Origin of the sequence: Tenacibaculum agarivorans, from assembly GCF_001936575.1 — a bacterium.
Classification (GTDB): Bacteria; Bacteroidota; Bacteroidia; order Flavobacteriales; family Flavobacteriaceae; genus Polaribacter; species Polaribacter agarivorans.
Window position 1 is genome coordinate 1 of sequence record NZ_MSMP01000032.1, and the last position, 18799, is coordinate 18799.

12 protein-coding genes and 1 tRNA gene are annotated in these 18799 nt (G+C 31.6%); 3 read left to right on the forward strand and 10 right to left on the reverse strand.

Annotated elements, in window-relative coordinates; translation table 11 throughout:
• Window positions 1–853 precede the first annotated feature (853 nt).
• The 10 genes from BVC87_RS18485 to BVC87_RS18525 all read right to left on the reverse strand — a co-directional run bounded on the left by BVC87_RS18485 (window position 854) and on the right by BVC87_RS18525 (window position 14291).
• The gene (locus BVC87_RS18485) at window positions 854–4102 is read right to left on the reverse strand and encodes a hypothetical protein (protein ID WP_075343894.1); all 3249 of its coding nucleotides are present in this window, start codon (window positions 4100–4102) and stop codon (window positions 854–856) included.
• 13 nt (window positions 4103–4115) lie between these two features.
• Window positions 4116–4769 carry a hypothetical protein gene (locus BVC87_RS18490; RefSeq protein WP_075343895.1) on the reverse strand — a complete coding sequence of 218 codons (654 nt, stop codon included), beginning with the start codon at window positions 4767–4769 and terminating at the stop codon, window positions 4116–4118.
• Window positions 4759–5760: a cyclic GMP-AMP synthase DncV-like nucleotidyltransferase gene (locus tag BVC87_RS18495; protein ID WP_075343896.1), complete on the reverse strand. Its 1002-nt coding sequence runs from the start codon at window positions 5758–5760 to the stop codon at window positions 4759–4761. Before BVC87_RS18495 ends, BVC87_RS18490 begins: the two co-directional genes overlap by 11 nt.
• Before the next feature lie 13 nt (window positions 5761–5773).
• On the reverse strand, window positions 5774–6391 hold the full coding sequence (locus BVC87_RS18500) for a Cap15 family cyclic dinucleotide receptor domain-containing protein (RefSeq protein WP_143569836.1): 618 nt from the start codon (window positions 6389–6391) through the stop codon (window positions 5774–5776).
• A 731-nt stretch (window positions 6392–7122) separates the two neighbouring features.
• Entirely contained in the window at window positions 7123–7881 is a 759-nt protein-coding gene (locus BVC87_RS18505; RefSeq protein ID WP_075343898.1) for a toll/interleukin-1 receptor domain-containing protein, read from the reverse strand.
• Window positions 7882–7898: 17 nt separating this feature from the next.
• Window positions 7899–8840 (reverse strand): caspase family protein, encoded by a 942-nt coding sequence (locus tag BVC87_RS18510; RefSeq protein ID WP_075343899.1) that lies wholly within the window; start codon window positions 8838–8840, stop codon window positions 7899–7901.
• Between the two features lie 1458 nt (window positions 8841–10298).
• The gene (locus BVC87_RS18515) at window positions 10299–10943 is read right to left on the reverse strand and encodes a response regulator transcription factor (protein ID WP_075343900.1); all 645 of its coding nucleotides are present in this window, start codon (window positions 10941–10943) and stop codon (window positions 10299–10301) included.
• Complete coding sequence (locus tag BVC87_RS18520) at window positions 10933–13035, reverse strand: tetratricopeptide repeat-containing sensor histidine kinase (RefSeq protein ID WP_083629609.1); 2103 nt, start codon at window positions 13033–13035, stop codon at window positions 10933–10935. Before BVC87_RS18520 ends, BVC87_RS18515 begins: the two co-directional genes overlap by 11 nt.
• Window positions 13036–13137: 102 nt before the next feature.
• Window positions 13138–13308 carry a hypothetical protein gene (locus BVC87_RS23520; protein ID WP_159439388.1) on the reverse strand — a complete coding sequence of 57 codons (171 nt, stop codon included), beginning with the start codon at window positions 13306–13308 and terminating at the stop codon, window positions 13138–13140.
• A gap of 909 nt (window positions 13309–14217) precedes the next feature.
• A tRNA-Met gene (locus BVC87_RS18525) sits at window positions 14218–14291 on the reverse strand.
• A 105-nt stretch (window positions 14292–14396) separates the two neighbouring features.
• Here BVC87_RS18525 and BVC87_RS18530 point away from each other — a divergent pair.
• The 3 genes from BVC87_RS18530 to BVC87_RS18540 all read left to right on the forward strand — a co-directional run bounded on the left by BVC87_RS18530 (window position 14397) and on the right by BVC87_RS18540 (window position 18793).
• Complete coding sequence (locus BVC87_RS18530; RefSeq protein ID WP_075343902.1) at window positions 14397–14780, forward strand: START-like domain-containing protein; 384 nt, start codon at window positions 14397–14399, stop codon at window positions 14778–14780.
• An 86-nt stretch (window positions 14781–14866) separates the two neighbouring features.
• A complete protein-coding gene (locus BVC87_RS18535) occupies window positions 14867–15694 on the forward strand; it encodes an aminotransferase class IV (RefSeq protein ID WP_075343903.1) in 828 nt (275 codons plus the stop codon).
• Between the two features lie 720 nt (window positions 15695–16414).
• Window positions 16415–18793 carry a TonB-dependent receptor gene (locus BVC87_RS18540; RefSeq protein ID WP_075343904.1) on the forward strand — a complete coding sequence of 793 codons (2379 nt, stop codon included), beginning with the start codon at window positions 16415–16417 and terminating at the stop codon, window positions 18791–18793.
• The last annotated feature ends 6 nt before the right edge of the window (window positions 18794–18799 follow it).

Consider the following 18799-nt stretch of genomic DNA (forward strand, 5'->3'; position numbering starts at 1 on the left):
GCTCTTCAAATGGAATCAAGTCACAACTCAAAACGTGGACATGCAATTAGATCGAGTGTTGTGAATGCTGTTCAAATTAAACTAAGCCACAACAGGTAAATAGTACAAACAATATTTAAAAATACTGTGAATGTCCTTCAAATGGAGACAAGCCACAACATAACAATGATTAAAAGAACCAGGGTGGAAGTTGTGAATGCTGTTCAAATGGAATCAAGTCACAACTTTACCTGTATTTTATAGTTGTATTTTAAGGTTGTAAATGCTCTTCAGATGGAATCAAGTCACAACCTTTCAGTTAACAGTGATCACTAATCAGTTACCAGCTTAATATAATTGATCATTGATAAATGATTATTGATAATTGTAAAAGTTGTGAATGCTCTTCAAATTGTATCAAATCACAACTAACGAGTTTTACTTATAGCGTCGGAATTCATTGTGAATACTCCTCAAATTGCATCAAGTCACAACATATTTGGGAGAGTTTAAGTAAAGATGTAAGTTGTGAATGCTGTTCAAATGGAACCAAGTCACAACTTACGCTTCCTGCTTCAAAAATTGGGGATAGCTGTGAATGCTCCTCAAATTAAACCAAGTCATAACAGTTTTCTATTTATCCTATTTTTAAAAAAGTTGTGAATACTCCTCAAATGGAACCAAGTCACAACTGAGTACGATTACAATTTATTATATCAAGTGTTGTAAATGGTATTCAAATGGAACCAAGTCACAACCCATTGTCTTCGAAGTCAGCCACATACTGTGTTGTAAATGGTGTTCAAATGGAACCAAGTCACAACGTAAAGCCTGTTTTTGATGTTTAAATTGTTGTTTATTAGGTTTTTATTTTTTATTTAGGATTGTAAAAATGAGGTTTTTGATAGGAGTATGACCGCTTTTTGTACTGTTTTTTTAATCCTAGAAGCTTGTTAGTGAGCTCTGTATATGATAATTCTGAAGGTAGTATATCGGCATGTAAAGCCTTGTTACGTACATCTTCAATTGCGGTAAAGTCCTTTCCTAAGTTTGTTTCATATTCCTTAAAAGAAATATACCCCATCCGAGCTAAGGAATCGTCTTTTTTATCTATGTATGTTTTTTTATTGTCTTTTTCAAAAGTTAATAACTGTGATACAAAGGCAATGCTTTCTTTCCAATGCAATTGCAAAGCTGTTTTAATGTCTTTGTATTCGTACTTATCTCTATCAGGATTTTCTTGTTTCAAACGTTTTACAATGGCCTCAATACGATTCATATTATAAAAATCATGACTTTTCAATTGCTTTACGGGAAAGCTAATCGTAATACCATCAATGATCTTTTCTATGGTTTTTGCATTACTACGAATGCTTTGTAAATGATGTTCTTTCCATCCCATAGGCAGTCGTGCATCATTTTGTAACAAACGTCCTTGTAATAAAGTTAATACTGTATCAGTATATAAACTTTCATAGAGTTGTTTTACTTGTTTACGCTGTTCTTTTAAATGCTGGACAATCCTAGTGTTTTGCTCATTTCTAGCAGTTTTAATTTTAGTGTTTAGTGTTTTAAAATCGGCAAAATAGTTTTGGTAGTTTGTATGTTCAGAGAGCTTTTGCCATTGAGCTTTTAGTTTATTTAAAATATTTGTAGTATCAGGCATGTCCTTAAAAGCATTTTTTAAGTAGCCTTTAGTTTCGGGAGTAATTAAAAAGAAATCGTGAGGTAAATGGATATAGCCATGTACGGTATCCTTCTCTTTTTTTAAAAAAGGAGCTAAAATTTCTGATTTTCTATCTGCATGCTGATTGTCTTTGTTGTTATTGCTTTGTATTTCGTTAGATGGATTAGCAATGTGTAATCTTCTAGCCAAGCCAATCAAGTTTTCGTATCTATCGTATGTAGATAGCTTTTCTAATTCAGCTTTATATTTATCTATAGCCAATTGTGTTATACGCTTAAAACAAGCATCAAAAGAATGTGCTTCCTCTAAAATGTTTAGTACTTTAGATTGGTAATTTTCAAAAAAATCGTTCTCGTGTTTTTTAGGGTTTAGCTTTGCAGTACATGCTACATTCAACCAGTCAGCAATTAAGGTTTTGTTTACTTCTTTCCATCGCTGATCGTCTAACAAATAACAATATTTAGCAAATTGTTTTTTAGCTGCCGCAGAAATAAATCGACCTTGCTTTCCTAAAATCCATTCGATAGCTTTATAGATCAATTGCATTTTTTCATGACGAATAGAGGTATTTGTTTTTCCTTTCCATTCTCGTTCCAATATGCTTTTTTGAGCAAAGTCTAGTTCCGTAGCTTCTTTTGCTTTGATCAAATTGTTGATGCGATTTAATTTTTTTAAGAGTTTTTCTTGTTCTTTTTTCTCAAAATATCCTGATGCATATGCAGAAGTGTTATACATAGCAACTAAAGCTGCAAAATGTCCTTTATTTTCTGGATTTGTAATCCGTTGTAACTTTTGTTGTATACGCATACGTAATTCTTCCATTGCCTGGGTATTCGATAAGTTTTCATTTTGCAATTGCAATAAAATTTTAGGTAATAAAGAACTGTATTTACAGCTACCATCAGCATTTTTTTCACCATTAAAGTGTTTTAGGTAAGAACTATTTATAAAAAATGGTTTTTTAGAGGGTTTGCTTAAATACTGTAACCATTGCATAAAATCAGAAGCAAAGTGTTGCAGAGTTGCAATGGTTTCGTCAGTTTTACTCATGCCTATTAAGGCTCCCCAATGTTTCAAATTCTGATATCCGATACTGATGTGCATAAATTTGTTAGGAGCGACTTCTATACGGATCATAATACGATCGCCTTTTTCATACAATTCTTGATGCACCTGTACTTCAGTTTTTGTAACCGTTTCCGTATCGTGCTGCAAACGATCAGCTGTTACTTTCGTGATACCCAGTCGATCGGTATATGTAGCTTTTTGCGTATAATACATTGCTGGAATTTTCTGAATTTCTTCTTCGGTCTTATCCTCAGTACCTTCTGTCGCATGTGAAACTTTTTTCTGAATAACATCGTCCGTGTGTACTCTCCAGGCAATACTTGGAAAATCTTCGGTTAAATAGGCAATAGAAGTTGCTAATAACGTAGTTGGTTTACGGTGAATTCTGCACACAGTTTGTACTGCTGTTTCTTCAGAAAGTTGGTGATGTAGATACAGAGGAAGTGTACCTAGATAATTTCGTAGTTGTAATAAATGATATTGTAAAGCATCGACTTCAAAAAGAGAATGTTTGCCTAACCAATATCCTGCACTTTCAGAAGCATCGCGTTGGGCATAAAACGAAGCAATGAACTTACTTTTTTCTAAATCAATAATATCCTCAGAAGAACGTAAGCTACCATCTTTACGTTTTTTTAGATGTCCTCGAGCATCATATAAATAACTTTCTTTATTGCCAATTTTTCCTTGTTGAGTTGGTGGTTTGTTATACCCACCACGATTTAGGTATTGACGTGATTTCATATACAATTCCATTTGTCCTCGAGTTAAAAAGAAACTCAAAAAGAAATCAATACCTAAAGTACTTAACCTCTCTGGTTTTTTAGGATTCCAACACGTATCATAATGCAATACATCTAAAGCAAAATTAATTTTAGGTTGATAACTTGCTAGCGCAATTTTATAGGTGCGATCTAATACAACTCTGGCTGTTTTAGATGGAGAAATTGCAGTTTCTTCATGCCAATAATGCGAATGATAATCACGTAAACGGAGTAGTAAGAGTAGGATATGATTGATTTCTTTAATTTCTTCAGGAGTTATAAAACGAATGTTGTTTCCTTTAGGAGTATTCCAAAAGAATACTTTGAGTTCGGAGTAGGTTCTATCCGTAATTCCATTCATCTTATAGTTTAAATCATCCCAATCTATGTTTTCTTTTTGTTTTCCCGTTTCAAAATGTTTGGGAAAGAAAATCTGTCGAATTTCTGTAAATTCATTCGCCTTATCTTTTCGTTGTATGGTTCTAATAAAATTACTGGTACGGTTATAAGCTAGGTTGTAAAATACAGCTAACTCTCCGTTTTTATGTAGGGTAGGGACTGAGCGTCTTTGGTTTGACTTTAGTCTTTTTGTAGTATGCTTCATGATGCACAATTTTTTAAGGATTGTTATTTAATTTATGATGTTCTTTATAATCTCCCCATAAAATGGATAAGTCATTTTCCAGATGAGGTAGCGCAATGTATTGGAGTTTATCGTATCCTAGTTGATGGGTACCTTTAGTACATTTTCGTAAGGTGCGTCCACTACCACAATAACAAGGATCACTATGGCGTAGTGTATTTCCTTTCATATATTGATAGAGGATTTTTATAATCTTACTAGGATCTGAAATACCTAACAAGGTTTGATAGCTTTGTAGGGTACTATGCGTATGTGCAAATTCTCCATTACTGTACGTTTTGTGTAGCTCGTAATAAGAATTGTTTTGTAAATACGGAATTAAGATGTGTTTTATAAACTGAACCAAGGTTTTTACTTTGGTTTTCAGATAGATTTCTTCTAATCTAGGAGTAGTAAAACAACAATATCCAGAGTCATCGTACACGTGTCTATCAATGTGTCTAGGAATTCGTTCTCCTGTTTCTAATACCCTTGGAAAATTAGAATTCCAAGGACTAATGTCTATGCTTATAGTATAAAAATCATTAGGAAAAACTTCTAATGTACCTGTAAATAGTTGTGTGGTTTCAGTAAAAGAAAGTTGAGGATACAGCTCCAATACCTTTGCAATTTGAGTACTAATTAGCATAAGGTTTAGGTTTTATGTAACTAGAGTTTAACGTACTAGCCATTGCTTTTTTCTGAGTCTTTTCATCAGTGTTAGAACCTTTAGGAAAACGATCACCAAACTGATTGTTTCGTAAATACTCAGAAGCTTTTTTAAAGTTACTTTCCTCTTTTGCACGATCGCAATCAGTAACTAAACTTTGTAAAGTAGTTAGAAAATCTTTTTTTCTAGTAGGAGAATAATCAGCAAAAACGTCTTCTCCTTTGGGCGTAGTAGGTCGTATACAGGCAAAACTATCAGGAACTGTAAGTGTGTCTAACATTTTTCTAACAGTTTCTCTAAAAGCAGTATCATCATTATTGTCCTTTACATAGTTGTTTACGATCAAAATAGTTAATGCGAAACCAGAAGGAAGTTTCAAATGACTGTTTTTGTCATGTCTAAAATCTTTCCAAGCCTTAATATATCGTACCAAACGTTTTATTTGCGGATTAGACTTTTTCAAAAACCATTGCGTAAACTCAGGAGGATCACTTTCTTTCCAACCTTCTGAACGATGTGCCAATTCAGGAGTAGTTCCTTTTTTGTAATGAATGGGTAAATCAATATGATGTCCATCTGCAAAAATTACACGAACGCAGGTATTTTTTCGGATTGGATCTGTTTCTGTATGATCTTTTACCGCTTCATATACCCAATTGTGCCAAGTTGAGATGTGTTCTTTATTGTCTTCTCTATCTTTTTCATTGAAATATACACCGTCATCTAAATCGTATTTACGAAGTTTTTTTCCGTCTTGATCTTCAACTACAATAGGATTCACAGTAGTATCCATTTCAAAAGAACCTTGTCCTTTAAAAGTAGGTTGTAGTCTGTCAGGTTTATGTTGTGCAAACCAATCTTCTATTTTTTTACGAAGTGATTTTCTACTCCCCAATAAATCATCTTTACGATTTTGAGTCAGTTTTATAATAGTATAAAACTTATTATATTCTTTATGTAATGTTGCCATAAGTATTTGGTGTTTAAAATGGGTGTGTTGTTTTTGTAGAGGTTCTCGTAAGGTTTTGAAAGTTCCCTTTAGTAGGATAAGGTTTTCTGTTGGTGTAGTAAGTACCCTCTAAAAGGTAATTGCCATTGTTGTCTTTTACCTTTATAATGCAAGTACCAAAATGCGTATCTAGTTCTTCATTTCCTTCGTTTGTATATTGATACAGAATTTTGAAGTGTTGTTTATCTTCTGTTCTGGTAATCATACAAAGATTGCTGTGAGAATTAGAAGATTTTTTATTGTGTCGTTTATAAAAGGCGTTTACAGTTATGGTACTACCCGTTTGTACAATAACCATAGTAACATCGATATAGATTTTATTGGTTTTGCAATTTTCTTCCTTTTCAATAATAAAACACTCTTGCGTACCAGTATAGGTGCCCGAAAAGTCTTTAATGGTGAAAAGCCACGAAAAAGGTGGATATTTCCATAACCATTGGTCTATGATTTTTAAAACAATACCCAATAGTCCTATTCCAATAATAGGATAAGACCAATTGAATTGTTGTGCCCAAATAATACCGAGCAATGTGCTACCAACCACTAGAACCACCGCCCAAGGTTGGTAATATGTGAAATAATTTGTTTTCATATATAGAATTTTGTTTGTCATTGCGAATGAAACAGCGTGTAATGAAGCAATCTGTTTTTCGAATTAGAGATTGCCTCAATCGAAATTCTTCATTCGTTAAGACGTATTTTTTTGTTGTAAATACCTTTCAAATTGAGATGAGTTACAACGCCTTCACATGACTTCTTAGACTTGAAATAGTTGTAAGTATCTTTCAAACTATGATGAGTTACAATCTGAAGCTCTAATGTTAATGAGGTATTATAATTGTAAGTACAATTCAAACTGTGATGAGTTACAACAACTTCGTACAACGAGAGAGTAACAAACAAGTTGCAAGTACCTTTCAAACTGTGATGAGTTACAACACAAATGGGACAACAATCTAACAAACCTAGGTTGCAAGTACCTTTCAAACTGTGATGAGTTACAACTAAGGGAAAGAAATTTAACAAATCAGGGTAGTTGTAAGTACCTTTCAAACTGTGATGAGTTACAACCAATTTGAAAAGGTTCAGTTCAAGTTTAGAGTTGTAAATGCCTTTCGAATTGTGATGAGTTACAACGTTTCAGTGATCAGTAAACAAAAATCAGTTATCAGTTTAAATTTATTGATCATTGATGAGTGATTATTGATAATTGTACAAGCTGTAAATACCTTTTAAACCGTGATGAGTTACAACCAACATGGAACCAATTTATATCTACTAGTTGTAAGTACCTTTCAAATTGTGATGAGTTACAACAAAAGTCTAATGTTCATTATTTTTAGTTAAATGTTCGCGGATACTTTTTAAGGTCAAATCTCGTTTGTATTCCCACTTTAAATACCCTTTAGGTTCAATGTTCAACTTAGATTCTAGCGTTTCTTTTAGTAAGTTTAATTGCTTTTCTTGATCGATGTGTATGCTTTGGAATTTTTGAAAAACACCTTTGATTTCTTTTAAATCAAAAGGAGGGATAGCAATAGAAATTTGTTCTTTAGTTAACCCCCAAGCGGCTCCCATCTGTAAAAGACAATCTGTAGAATTGTAAAAGTTATTTGAAATTAAAAAGAGTACCAATACATCATCAGATAATCGTTTTTTAATCTCTTCTTCAAAATTATTGCCTAAAGGAGTACCGTAACCTTCTAAAGAAGAACAAAAAATATGTTCATGGGCCACGCCGATACCTTCTAGTATTTGAATGAAGTCAGAAGCTATTTCAGCATCTTCTGGTGCATGGCTCACAAAAACTTTTTTTAAATACGTTACTTTATGTTGCTTTTTTGTACTGTTTTTTTGAGTATATATAGTAACAGATAGACCAAGATCTATGGCTATATTTAGTGCGGTTTCATCTTTACTATCTCGCACTATTTGTTTAAGTTGATCTATGGTATATGATTTAGAAAGATCTAAATCAATGTTGTATTTTTTAAATATTTGTTTTAATTCTTCTTCTGAATGCGTGCTTTCTAGACATAGAAAAATTTCGTTAGTTAAATTGTGTTTATCAGTCGGACTCATATTTAATTTTTTTGAGGTTATATTTTTTTTGAAAGGGCTAATTTTTTGTAGTAATTCCCTAATGGGGTTAAAGTGCAAGCTTCATTTTTTTGAGCAGCTGTTTCTAACGTTTTAGATTCTGGCAATTGTATCAATCCATTAATATGGTATAGATGCAAATCTTCCATCATGTTTTGCAATTCAGAATTACCATTTTCTGAGGGTAGATAATTGATGGATAATTGTAAACCCGTTTTGGTGTTATTGAAATAGTTAGGTAATTTTCGTAAAACGTCTGAAGGAACTTTAGGCTTACAATCTCGCAAGGAAATCATTTGAGATACATGCGATTTAAACACAGGACGTTGTTGCCAAGCATCCAGTTGCGTATCGGCAAAATAATACAAGCTAGATAAGTTAATTTTCCCCCTTAAGTCAGCAGCGCTGCCTAGCATAGCATCGTAAATAATACTGGTAAAAACACCACTACCATTTTTTTCGTAAGAATATTGTTTGCCTGTTGAAGCGGCTAAAATAGAAACACCTTCGCGTAGTACTACTTTTCGTTCTCCTAAATCAATATTATTACCTCCCGCATGACAACAATCTAAAATAATAATCACTTCCTTAGCTTCAGAGTTGTTAGCTAAGGCAACAATTTCCATTAAACTCACACCATAATCGTCAGGCTTTCCATCTTGACTTACCAAATAAGTACCCGCCTTGGTAGTGGCTCCGTGCCCAGAAAAATAGAGTAGGGTAGTGTCATTATCTCTATGGTTAAATAATTCTTCAATGCTTTTTCTTAAGTAACCACCAGTAACCTCAATGTTATCTGAAGTTAGTAGTTTGCAAGAAAAATTGGGATTGCCATTTTCATGTGTAGCAAATACTTCCTGCATACGGTTTGCATCGTTAATACAACCTCTTAATGGATTCCTTGGGTAATCGTTAATACCCACGAGTAATGCTCTTCTCATCTTTTTGATTTTAAAAATTATACCTACAAAATTGAGAGATTAAAGGATGCAAAAACAGCCCAATATTGAGGAGGAGAGTAGCTCCTCAAATTTGAGGAGATTGGAGAGTGGTGAATTGAATTTTTAATGCTAAAATAAAACCTCACAGGTTTTAAAGACCTGTGAGGTTTGTTATAAATATATTTCAAATTGGTATTAGTAATAACGATATAAGAAAAACTCCAAAGCTCGCATCCACTGTGAAAGCATTTCAAAATGATGCTAGTCATAGCAAAAGAAAATGAATTATTTAAGAAACAAAGGTTGTGAATGCTGTTCAAATCGAATCAAATCACAACCAATCCTGAATTCCGATTTTTATTAAAGAAGTTGTGAATGCTCCTCAAATCGAATCAAGTCACAACATTTTAGTGTTCAGTAATCAGTTGCCAGTTTTGGTTTATTCATTAAGGTCATTACGAATAGCGTAATTTATGAAGCTGTGAAGTAATCTGTTTATCGACAAGTAGACTGCCGCAAAACTTCATTATCATTTCGTTTTTCGCAGAGACGTGATTTTTAATAATTCGTAATTGAAAATTGCTATGAATGCTCCTCAAATTGAATCAAGTCACAACGATTAAGAGTATGTACTTCAGAGTGTTTCAGTTGTGAATGCTGTTAAAATTAAACCAAGTCACAACAGGTAAACCTTTAAACAAAAAGAGCCTACAGTTGTGAATGGTGTTCAAAAGGAATCAAATCACAACCACTTGGAAGAAATCCAACGACGATAAGAAGTTGTGAATGCTATTCAAATGGAACCAAGTCACAACAACGAGAAAAATCCTCGTTAAATAGTAAATGTTGTGAATGTTCTTCAAATTGAATCAAGTCACAACCGAGTACGCATACAATCTATTATATCAAGTGTTGTGAATGCTCCTCAAATGGAATCAAGTCACAACTTAGTAGATAAATTAAAGGAAATAACAATTGTTGTGAATGTTGTTCAAATTAAACCAAGTTACAACAGTATTTAAGTTAACAGGGATACACAAAGAGTTGTGAATGCTCTTCAAATGGAATCAAGTCACAACAGGACAACCCGCACCACCTTCAGATGGTGAGTTGTGAATGCTCTTCAAATGGAATCAAGTCACAACCTGTTGGTAATGGTTACTATCGAATAGTTAGTTGTGAATGCTATTCAAATGGAACCAAGTCACAACGAAAAAGATTTATACTACATACAATGATTTGTTGTGAATGCTCTTCAAATTGAATCAAGTCACAACCTTTTGGAATGAATGCTGCTCAAGTGATTGGTTGTGAATGCACCTCAAATTGAATCAAGTCACAACGTAAATCTTAGTTTTTAGTTTTATTTTGTTTAAAATCATTGACTTATGTTTTGTCTAGGATAAAAAAATAAGCTTTTTGTTAGTGTTTGGCTGTAAAAAGGCTACTTTTTTAATCCTATACGTACTTCTTTTCAACAGCAAACTTTACCAATCCATGTGAGCTTTTTACCCCTATTTTTTCAATTAAATTTCTACGATAGGTTTGTACCGTACTTACTTCTATATTGAGTTGAAGTGCAATTTCTCCAGAAGTATGATCATTAGCTATTAATTGTAATACTTCTACTTCTCTTTTGGTTAAATGTAAAGGTTCGGGTTCTGGTGTTTCATTGGCTTTTATATACTTATCGAGCACTTCGCCTTTTAAATATTTTCCTTCATGCATTACCGTTTCTAAAGCGTTTACAAATTCTTCGGCACTTTGGTCTTTTAACATGTATCCGTTAGCACCAGCTCGTATCAATTGTTTAATAAAGCTGCCTTCATCATGCATAGTTAGCATTAGTGTTTTTATGGGTAAGCCTAAGTCTTTCATAGCTTTTAATGTTGCGATGCCGTTCATTTTAGGCATGTCAATATCTAATACTATAATATCTACACGATCTTCCGTACTTTGTAATAATTGAAGTACTTCTAATCCGTTATTGGCTTCTCCAATGATTTTAATATGAGAATGTCCATCTAATAAGGAGCGTAAACCATGAATAAATAACGTATGGTCATCAGCAATAATAATATGTATGGGAGTTTTAGCTTTCATAAGTTTCTGTAGCTTTAATAGGTATATCTATGGTAACCGTGGTACCGTTTCCTTTTCCTGAATCTATTTTGCATTCACCTTTCATATGTTGTACTCTAGAAGATATGTTTTTTAGTCCAATACCTGTATGTTGTTTTTCAGTATCAAAACCAATTCCGTTATCTTCAACAATAATATTTAACCCATTTTCTAATTTTAGGAGTTGAATAACAACTTCTGTGGCTTGCGCATGTTTTATAATATTATTTAAAAGCTCTTGAATTACTCTATAAATTTGTATTTCAATAGTATTCTCTAAACGAAAATCTAATTTATAGGAAGTCAATTGAATACTAATTTTTTTATGATCTTGTTCTAAATATACGCTTTCTAAGGTTTGTTTTAGTTCTTGCAAAGCTGGCATTAATCCAAATTTAGATAAGGTACCCGATAACATATCATGCGAAATTTCACGTACTGTTTTGCAAGCTTCATCTAATAATTGGTGAGCTTTTTCATAGGAAACTTGTGCGCTTTCTTCTAAATTATGGGTAACGGATTGATAAAATATTTTTACTAACGAGAGTTTACTTCCCAAATTATCATGCAGTTCTTTAGCGATGCGTTTTCGTTCTTTTTCTTGTCCGTTAATCATAGCATGTATGGCATTAAGTTCTTTTGTTTTTATCAGTTCTTGAATTTGTTGGGTTTGTTTCTCTTTTTCCAGTGTAATACGTAGTTGTTTTTCTTTTTGTTTTCTAGCTTTAATCATGTAAAAAAATAAAATAGCGAGCAGTGCAACAGTAATTAGTAGTGCTATTATAGTTATATTCTTTTTTTCTGTTTGGGTTGCTGTAATTTTTTGTTCACTAATGGCAGCTGCTAATTTCTTTTTCTCATTAATATAAGCAACTTCATAACGATCTGCTTTTTTGATTTTTACAAACTCATCTTTTTCAATTTGAGAGCTAGAGTCTTTATATGCGTAGGCTTTTTGATAATTACGAAGTTGCTGATACACTTTAGACATAGAACTATATGTATATGCTAGCATAGAAGAATCTTTAGTATTGTGTTGTAAAGCTAAGCTTTTGCCCAGGTAATCTAATGCTTTTTTATACTTGCCCTCATCGAACAATAAATTACCAACATTATTATATGAAACAAGTAACTTGTTTTTATCTTTTGTACTTATAAATTCTTGTATGCTAGATTTGTAATAGTGAAAAGCAGAATCTTTTTTATCTAATTTTTTATAAAGTGTGGCCAAGTTATGGTATAAAGCACCTTTGTCTCCTGTACTATACGTATTGATAAGATGCAATGTTTTGTAATACTGTTGTAGGGCTTCTTGGTTTTTATTAAGGTGATCATAAGTAGCTGCAATAGCAATTTCCATATTAGCAACCTTTTCTAAGGCATTCTTTTGATGATAAATGGTTGCTGCTTCTTGAAAATAGGCTAGTGCTTCTGTATAATTTTTAAGCTTTTTTTGAGTAAAGCCTAAGTTTTTATAAGTATCAGCAACTTGTATAGAATTATTGCTGTTTTTACTGAAATCTAAAGCTTTTAAATAATAGGTTAACGCTTCTTTATGTGCATTGTATGTTGTATATAAAGCTCCAATATTAGTAGCTACAATAGTAGCTTGCCTGTATTTTTTCAGTTCAATAAATGCATCTAAACTATTCGTGTAATGTGTTATTGCTTCTAATTTCTTTCCTTGTAATTTAAAAATACGACCCAATTGATTGTTAGCTCTAGCTATTCCATATGTATATTTTTGTGTACCATCAATTTGTAAGGCTTTTTCATAATATTCTTTTGCTTGTATAACATAACCTTGCTGTTTGGCAATTCCTCCCAAACGATTGTAGGCGTCTGAAATTCCTAAATAGTAGTTCTGCCGTTTGCTTAGTTCCAAGGCTTTCAAAGCATATATAATCCCAGATGAATCTTTCTTTTTTCTTAGTAACCAAGACAGTTCATTTAGTGTTTGTACTTTTTCTTGTCCTTTTTGGTTGGGAAGTATTTGTTGTAAACTATCAACTTGCTGTTGAGCGGTTCCTAACAAAAGGAGAAAAAAACATGATAAAAAGAGTATGTGTTTCATGATTTGGTTTTTCCGGGGTAAGCACAAATATAAAAAGGCTTTTACTTTTCTTAAATTTTAAAGATATGTAAAGCCTTTTCCAGATTATTGAGATTACAAAGTTTATTTATAAGGTTTTATATCTCCTTCGTCATCTTCCTGTTTACCTGGATTCACAGTGTTATCACCTTCATCTGGTTTTGGATTTTCTTTTTCATTTGGATGTGTACTTAGCAGCATTTGTTCAATACTTGCTTTCTGATTGTCGAATTCAATTGTAATGATAGTTTTCATAAGTATTATTATTTAAATATTTGATTACAAATGTCAATATATAAGTCAATGTTGTCAATCCTGTATATTATGGAAATTATGACTCCTTAAATTTGTGGAGTTTTATTAAAATTGAATCAATTCAAAAATTTGGATGTTTCAATTATTAACTATTGTAGAGTTGTGTATTCATAAATAGGCTACCCTAAAACTTTAGTAAGATTTTATTGTCCGTAATTGAAAATTCATAATTAAATATTGCCGTGAATGATTCTCAAACAGAATCAAGTCACAACGTTTTAGTGATTGGTAAGAAATAATCGGTCACAAGTTTGGAAATCGTTGGTAATTGTCATTATGAGTTCTTCAAAAAATTTGAGAAACAGTTTTCATAACATTAACCTATATAAATTTGCGACCTATTGATAAAAAGTTTGAAAATCTAGGCAGCAGCGTAGGGAAAAAGATGAAAAGCTGTTTGAGCAATAGCGAAATCGAAAGATTCGTGAATTCATTAATTTAAAAATATAAGATAATGAACAATTCTTTTCATCTGTGGTTGTAGATGCCGTAGTATTTCTTAATTTTTTATCATAAGTCTTGATTTTTGTTTCTTTTTATTAAGGAAAAGAAAGGAAGGTGTTTTTTCAAAATACTGATAATGATAAATATGATAGTAAAAAATATATCAATTGTAGTAGTATAATTTATAGAGTTATAAGGTAATCTTTTCATCAATAAATAGACTATTACAAAATATTAGTATTATTCTATTTTTCATAATGACTTTTTTTAGATCAATTATAAAAGTTATTGTTGAGATAGTTGATTTAGATTTTAAATGAAGATAATGTTACTACAAAAAAAATACGGTTTAAGTACACTTAAACCGTATAGCCAATTGGACTTGAGAAGCTTATTTACCCTCTGTAGCGAAGGGGGGACTTGAACCCCCGACCTCAGGGTTATGAATCCTGCGCTCTAACCACCTGAGCTACCTCGCCAATTGCGGACGCAAATATAATGCAATTTTCATATTTAACAAGAAAAGAAATCTATTTTTTTTAAAAAGAATATTTATATATATTGTATCCCAAACTTAAATGTAAATGAGTAAAGTTAAATTCGAATTAGAGATACCTGTACATGCATCTCCCGCTTTATTATATCAATATTTTGCAACACCTTCAGGATTAGAAGAGTGGTTTGCTGATAAAGTGAATTCTAGAGGTAAAATCATCACTTTCTTTTGGGATGATAGTGAAGAAGAGGCAACAATAGTTACTAAAAAGGCAGATGAGCGGATTAAGTATAAATGGACCGAGAGTGAAGGTGATGAAAGTTATTTCGAATTTAGAGTTCAAGTAGATCCTTTAACAAAAGACGTTTCTCTTATTGTAACTGATTATGCGGATGATGAAGATGGCGTAGAAGAAGCTAAAATGCTCTGGGAAAATCAAATTGATGAGTTAAGGCATTTAATAGGTGCTTAATTTTAATATGAATCGGCATTAGCCGATTTTTTTTATCTATAATCATTGTAGAATTTACTAATTTCGTTCTTTCATAATATATAATAATGATCAATTACAACGGTAATCTACTAGAGGCTTCAGAAGTACAATTAACGACAGAGAACAGAGCTTTTAAATATGGAGACGGGATTTTTGAAACCATAAGAGTTTTAAATGGTAAAGTTGTATTCTGGGAAGACCACTATTTTAGGTTAATGGCTTCTATGCGAATGTTGCGAATGAAAATTCCTATGGAGTTTACTTTAGAGTTTTTAGAAAATGAAATTAAAAAAGTAGCTTCTAATTATTCGGAATCAAACTTAAGAGCTAGACTCACCGTTTTTAGAAAGGATGGCGGTTTATATACACCAAAAACAAATGCCGTTGATTATATTATAGATGTTAAACCAGTAACTGCATCAGTTAAAAAAGAGTATATACTTGATTTATATAAAGACTTCTATAACTATTCAGGATTATTATCTACAGTAAAAACGACTAATAGGATGTTAAATACAATTGCAGCCGTTTTTGCTGATGAAAATGATTTAGATAATTGTATTCTGTTAAATGAACGAAAAGGAGTTTCAGAAGTGACTAATGGAAATATTTTTATAGTAAAAGGAAATACAGTTAAAACTCCGAGTTTATCAGAAGGATGTATAAAAGGTATTATTAGAAAAAAAATTATAGAACTTCTAGATAAACACCCAGAATACACTATAGAAGAAACTTCAATTTCACCTTTTGAAATTCAAAAAGCAGATGAGGTATTTATAACTAATGCTATAGTTGGAGTGCAGCCTGTTACCAAATACAGAAAGAAAGTGTTTACTACTGAAATATCAGAAAAAATACAAAAGAGTCTTTTATTAGTATCAGCAACGAGCTAGTTTAAATAGAAATTGATTTCTTCTTTATCTAAGAAGGATTTTTTATCGACAATTCTATTAACGTTAACATCAAATCTTACTATAGGTAATTTTACTTCAAGTTCACTACCGTAATTTGTAATGAAAAATATTTTTTTGGGGATATACTTCATGACTTAATACTTTATTATAGTAAAAAGGTATGAATTAATTAAGGTTACCCTGCTTTATTTTAGATGTTATGCCCTTTTTATAGGATGAATAGTATTTATTTTATTGTTATTGAAAAATATTTAGGATACGAATTCTAAAATTAAAAGAATGATAAGGATAAAAAAAGTGACGGAAGTCACTTTATTATATTTTAGCAAGGACTAAGGATTCGTATGCAACTAAGAATAACAAAATCAGTTCCATTTTCACATTGATAGACGTTTATAACCAAGACCTCCATTAATAGTTTTTATTCTAGTTTTAAATGAAAATTATCAAAAACAAATACATCTCAATATGCTTAATGTTTAAAATAGGTATAAACATGTATACTTATATACTAAATAATAGTATCTCATAAACTAATAAGTCGTCGTTAATGACTTATTAATTTGTGTACAGTATTTTCTTTTTATTTAGAGTCGATTTCTACAGTTTTATCGGAAAAAATCCAGTTCTATCTTTTTTAATCTAATAGAGATATAAGCATAGTATACTTTTATCAAACAACTTAAAAATAAACAATAAATGAAACGATATTTAAGTGTTTTGTTAAGTGTATTTAGTTTGACAATTTATGCACAAGAAAAGTATACCTTAAGTGGTTATGTAAAAGATAAAACTTCCGGAGAAAACTTATGGGGAGTAAATATAATATTAAATTCTTCTAAAGGAACTACAACTAATGATTACGGTTTTTATTCGATAACTCTAAAAGAAGGAACCTATACGTTGCTAATTACTTATGTCGGTTTTACAACAATTAAAAAAACAATCATTTTAGATAAAGACAAGAAAATCAATTTTGAATTAGAAGAAGATTCTACGAAACTAGAAGAAGTAGTAGTTAACTCCTCAGAATCTACTAAGAATATTAAATCTACTGAAATGAGTGTAGCTACACTTAAGACGGCTACCATTAAAAAATTACCCACGGGATTAGGAGAAGTAGATGTACTAAAATCGATACAGTTATTACCAGGAGTATCTAATGTTACGGAATCTTCTACTGGATTTAATGTGAGAGGAGGTACGGCAGACCAAAATTTAATTTTATTAGATGAAGCTACCATTTACAATGCGTCTCATTTATTAGGCTTGTTTTCTGTATTTAATGCAGATGTGATTAAGGATGTAAAATTGTATAAAGGAGCTATACCTTCGTTGTTTGGAGGAAGACTATCTTCAGTATTAGATATTAAACAACGTGAAGGAAACTTAAAGGGGTTTGGAGCAGAACTAGGAATTGGTGTTATTTCTAGTCGTGGTCTTATTCAAGGTCCTATTAGTAAAGGAGAAAAGGATGAAGGAAAAGGAAGTTATATTTTGGCAGGACGAACTTCTTATCTTCATTTATTTGCTCCATTATCAGAGGAGTTAAAAGACACTGACATCTCTTTTTATGATCTGAATATGAAAGTGAATTATAATTTAAATTCTAAGAATAGACTCTTCTTATCTAGCTACTTAGGTAGAGATAATTTTGGAATTAAAAATGTGGTAGGAAATAGTTATGGAAATACTTCCGCTACATTAAGATGGACTAGCGAAATAAATGAAAAACTATTCCTTCAAACCTCTGCCATATATAGTAAGTACGATTATGAAATTGATATTCTAACTTCAGGTTCAGAATATCGATGGACCTCAGATATTATCAACTACAATTTTAAACCAAGATTGAATTGGTATATGAGTTTAGGAAATGTTATAAAGACAGGAATAGATGCTACGTATTATAAATTTAATCCAGGAGAAATTAAACCACTTAATAATTCTTCTATCTCATCTCAAAAATTTCAAGATAAATTTGCTTTAGAATTAGCTCCTTATATTGATATTAAGAATAGACTATCAGATAATTTAAGTTTGCAATATGGATTGAGATGGTCAAACTTCAAACGTATTGGTAAAGAATCTATAACTCTATATGAAACTGGGAGTCCACTTTCATATAATACCAGTTTAGATCTCTTTGATGAAAATAATGTCGTAGGAACAACCAACTATGCTTCGGGAGATCTTATTAAAAGCTTTTCTAATTTTGAACCACGAATAGCATTTCGTTATTTATGGAATGATAACAACTCTATTAAAGCTAGTTACAATAAAAATTATCAATATTTGCATTTAATATCAAACGCTGCTTCAGCAACTCCGTTAGATATTTGGGCTCCAAGTGGAACCTACTTAAAACCTCAGTCATCAGATCAATATGCAATTGGATATTTTAAAAGTGTACAGAATAATGCATATGACTTTAGTATTGAAACATATTATAAAGACTTAAAAGATGTAACTGACTTTGTTGATGGGGCCGATTTAATTTTTGAGGATAATATAGAAACTCAAGTTGTGCAAGGTAATGGTAGAGCTTATGGTTTAGAGTTTCTGTTGAATAAAAATAAAGGAAGATTAACAGGTTGGCTAGGATATACATTGGCAAGAACTGAACGTAAAATTTTAGGAATTAACAATAATAAATACTATCCATCAAATAGTGATCAATTACATGAATTGAGTTTAGTTGGTATGTATAAATTAAACCAAAGATGGGAGTTTGGTGCTAATTTTGTTTTTGGATCGGGTAAACCAATTACTTATCCTACAGGTAAATTTATGCAGAATGGATTGGTAGTAGCTGATTATGATAATAGAAATGGAAATAGACTACCTGCTTTCCATAAATTAGATATCTCTGCTACCTTAAATCCTAAAAAAGGAAAAAGAGGAAAGTGGATCTTTAGTATAGCTAACTTGTATAATAGAGAAAATGCGGCTACTATATATTTCCGAGAAAAAATTGAGACTGTAAATGATATAGATGTAAGTACAGGTCAATCAGAAGCAAGTAAGTTTTCTTTTTTAGGTATTGTACCTTCTATTACCTATGAATATAAATTTTAAAAAACA

Bases quoted from the DNA above. Each gene is read 5' to 3' on its own strand.
- BVC87_RS18485 (WP_075343894.1), bottom strand. From the start codon at position 4,102: ATGAAGCATACTACAAAAAGACTAAAGTCAAACCAAAGACGCTCAGTC.
- BVC87_RS18490 (WP_075343895.1), bottom strand. From the start codon at position 4,769: ATGCTAATTAGTACTCAAATTGCAAAGGTATTGGAGCTGTATCCTCAA.
- BVC87_RS18495 (WP_075343896.1), bottom strand. From the start codon at position 5,760: ATGGCAACATTACATAAAGAATATAATAAGTTTTATACTATTATAAAA.
- BVC87_RS18500 (WP_143569836.1), bottom strand. From the start codon at position 6,391: ATGAAAACAAATTATTTCACATATTACCAACCTTGGGCGGTGGTTCTA.
- BVC87_RS18505 (WP_075343898.1), bottom strand. From the start codon at position 7,881: ATGAGTCCGACTGATAAACACAATTTAACTAACGAAATTTTTCTATGT.
- BVC87_RS18510 (WP_075343899.1), bottom strand. From the start codon at position 8,840: ATGAGAAGAGCATTACTCGTGGGTATTAACGATTACCCAAGGAATCCA.
- BVC87_RS18515 (WP_075343900.1), bottom strand. From the start codon at position 10,943: ATGAAAGCTAAAACTCCCATACATATTATTATTGCTGATGACCATACG.
- BVC87_RS18520 (WP_083629609.1), bottom strand. From the start codon at position 13,035: ATGAAACACATACTCTTTTTATCATGTTTTTTTCTCCTTTTGTTAGGA.
- BVC87_RS23520 (WP_159439388.1), bottom strand. From the start codon at position 13,308: ATGAAAACTATCATTACAATTGAATTCGACAATCAGAAAGCAAGTATT.
- BVC87_RS18530 (WP_075343902.1), top strand. From the start codon at position 14,397: ATGAGTAAAGTTAAATTCGAATTAGAGATACCTGTACATGCATCTCCC.
- BVC87_RS18535 (WP_075343903.1), top strand. From the start codon at position 14,867: ATGATCAATTACAACGGTAATCTACTAGAGGCTTCAGAAGTACAATTA.
- BVC87_RS18540 (WP_075343904.1), top strand. From the start codon at position 16,415: ATGAAACGATATTTAAGTGTTTTGTTAAGTGTATTTAGTTTGACAATT.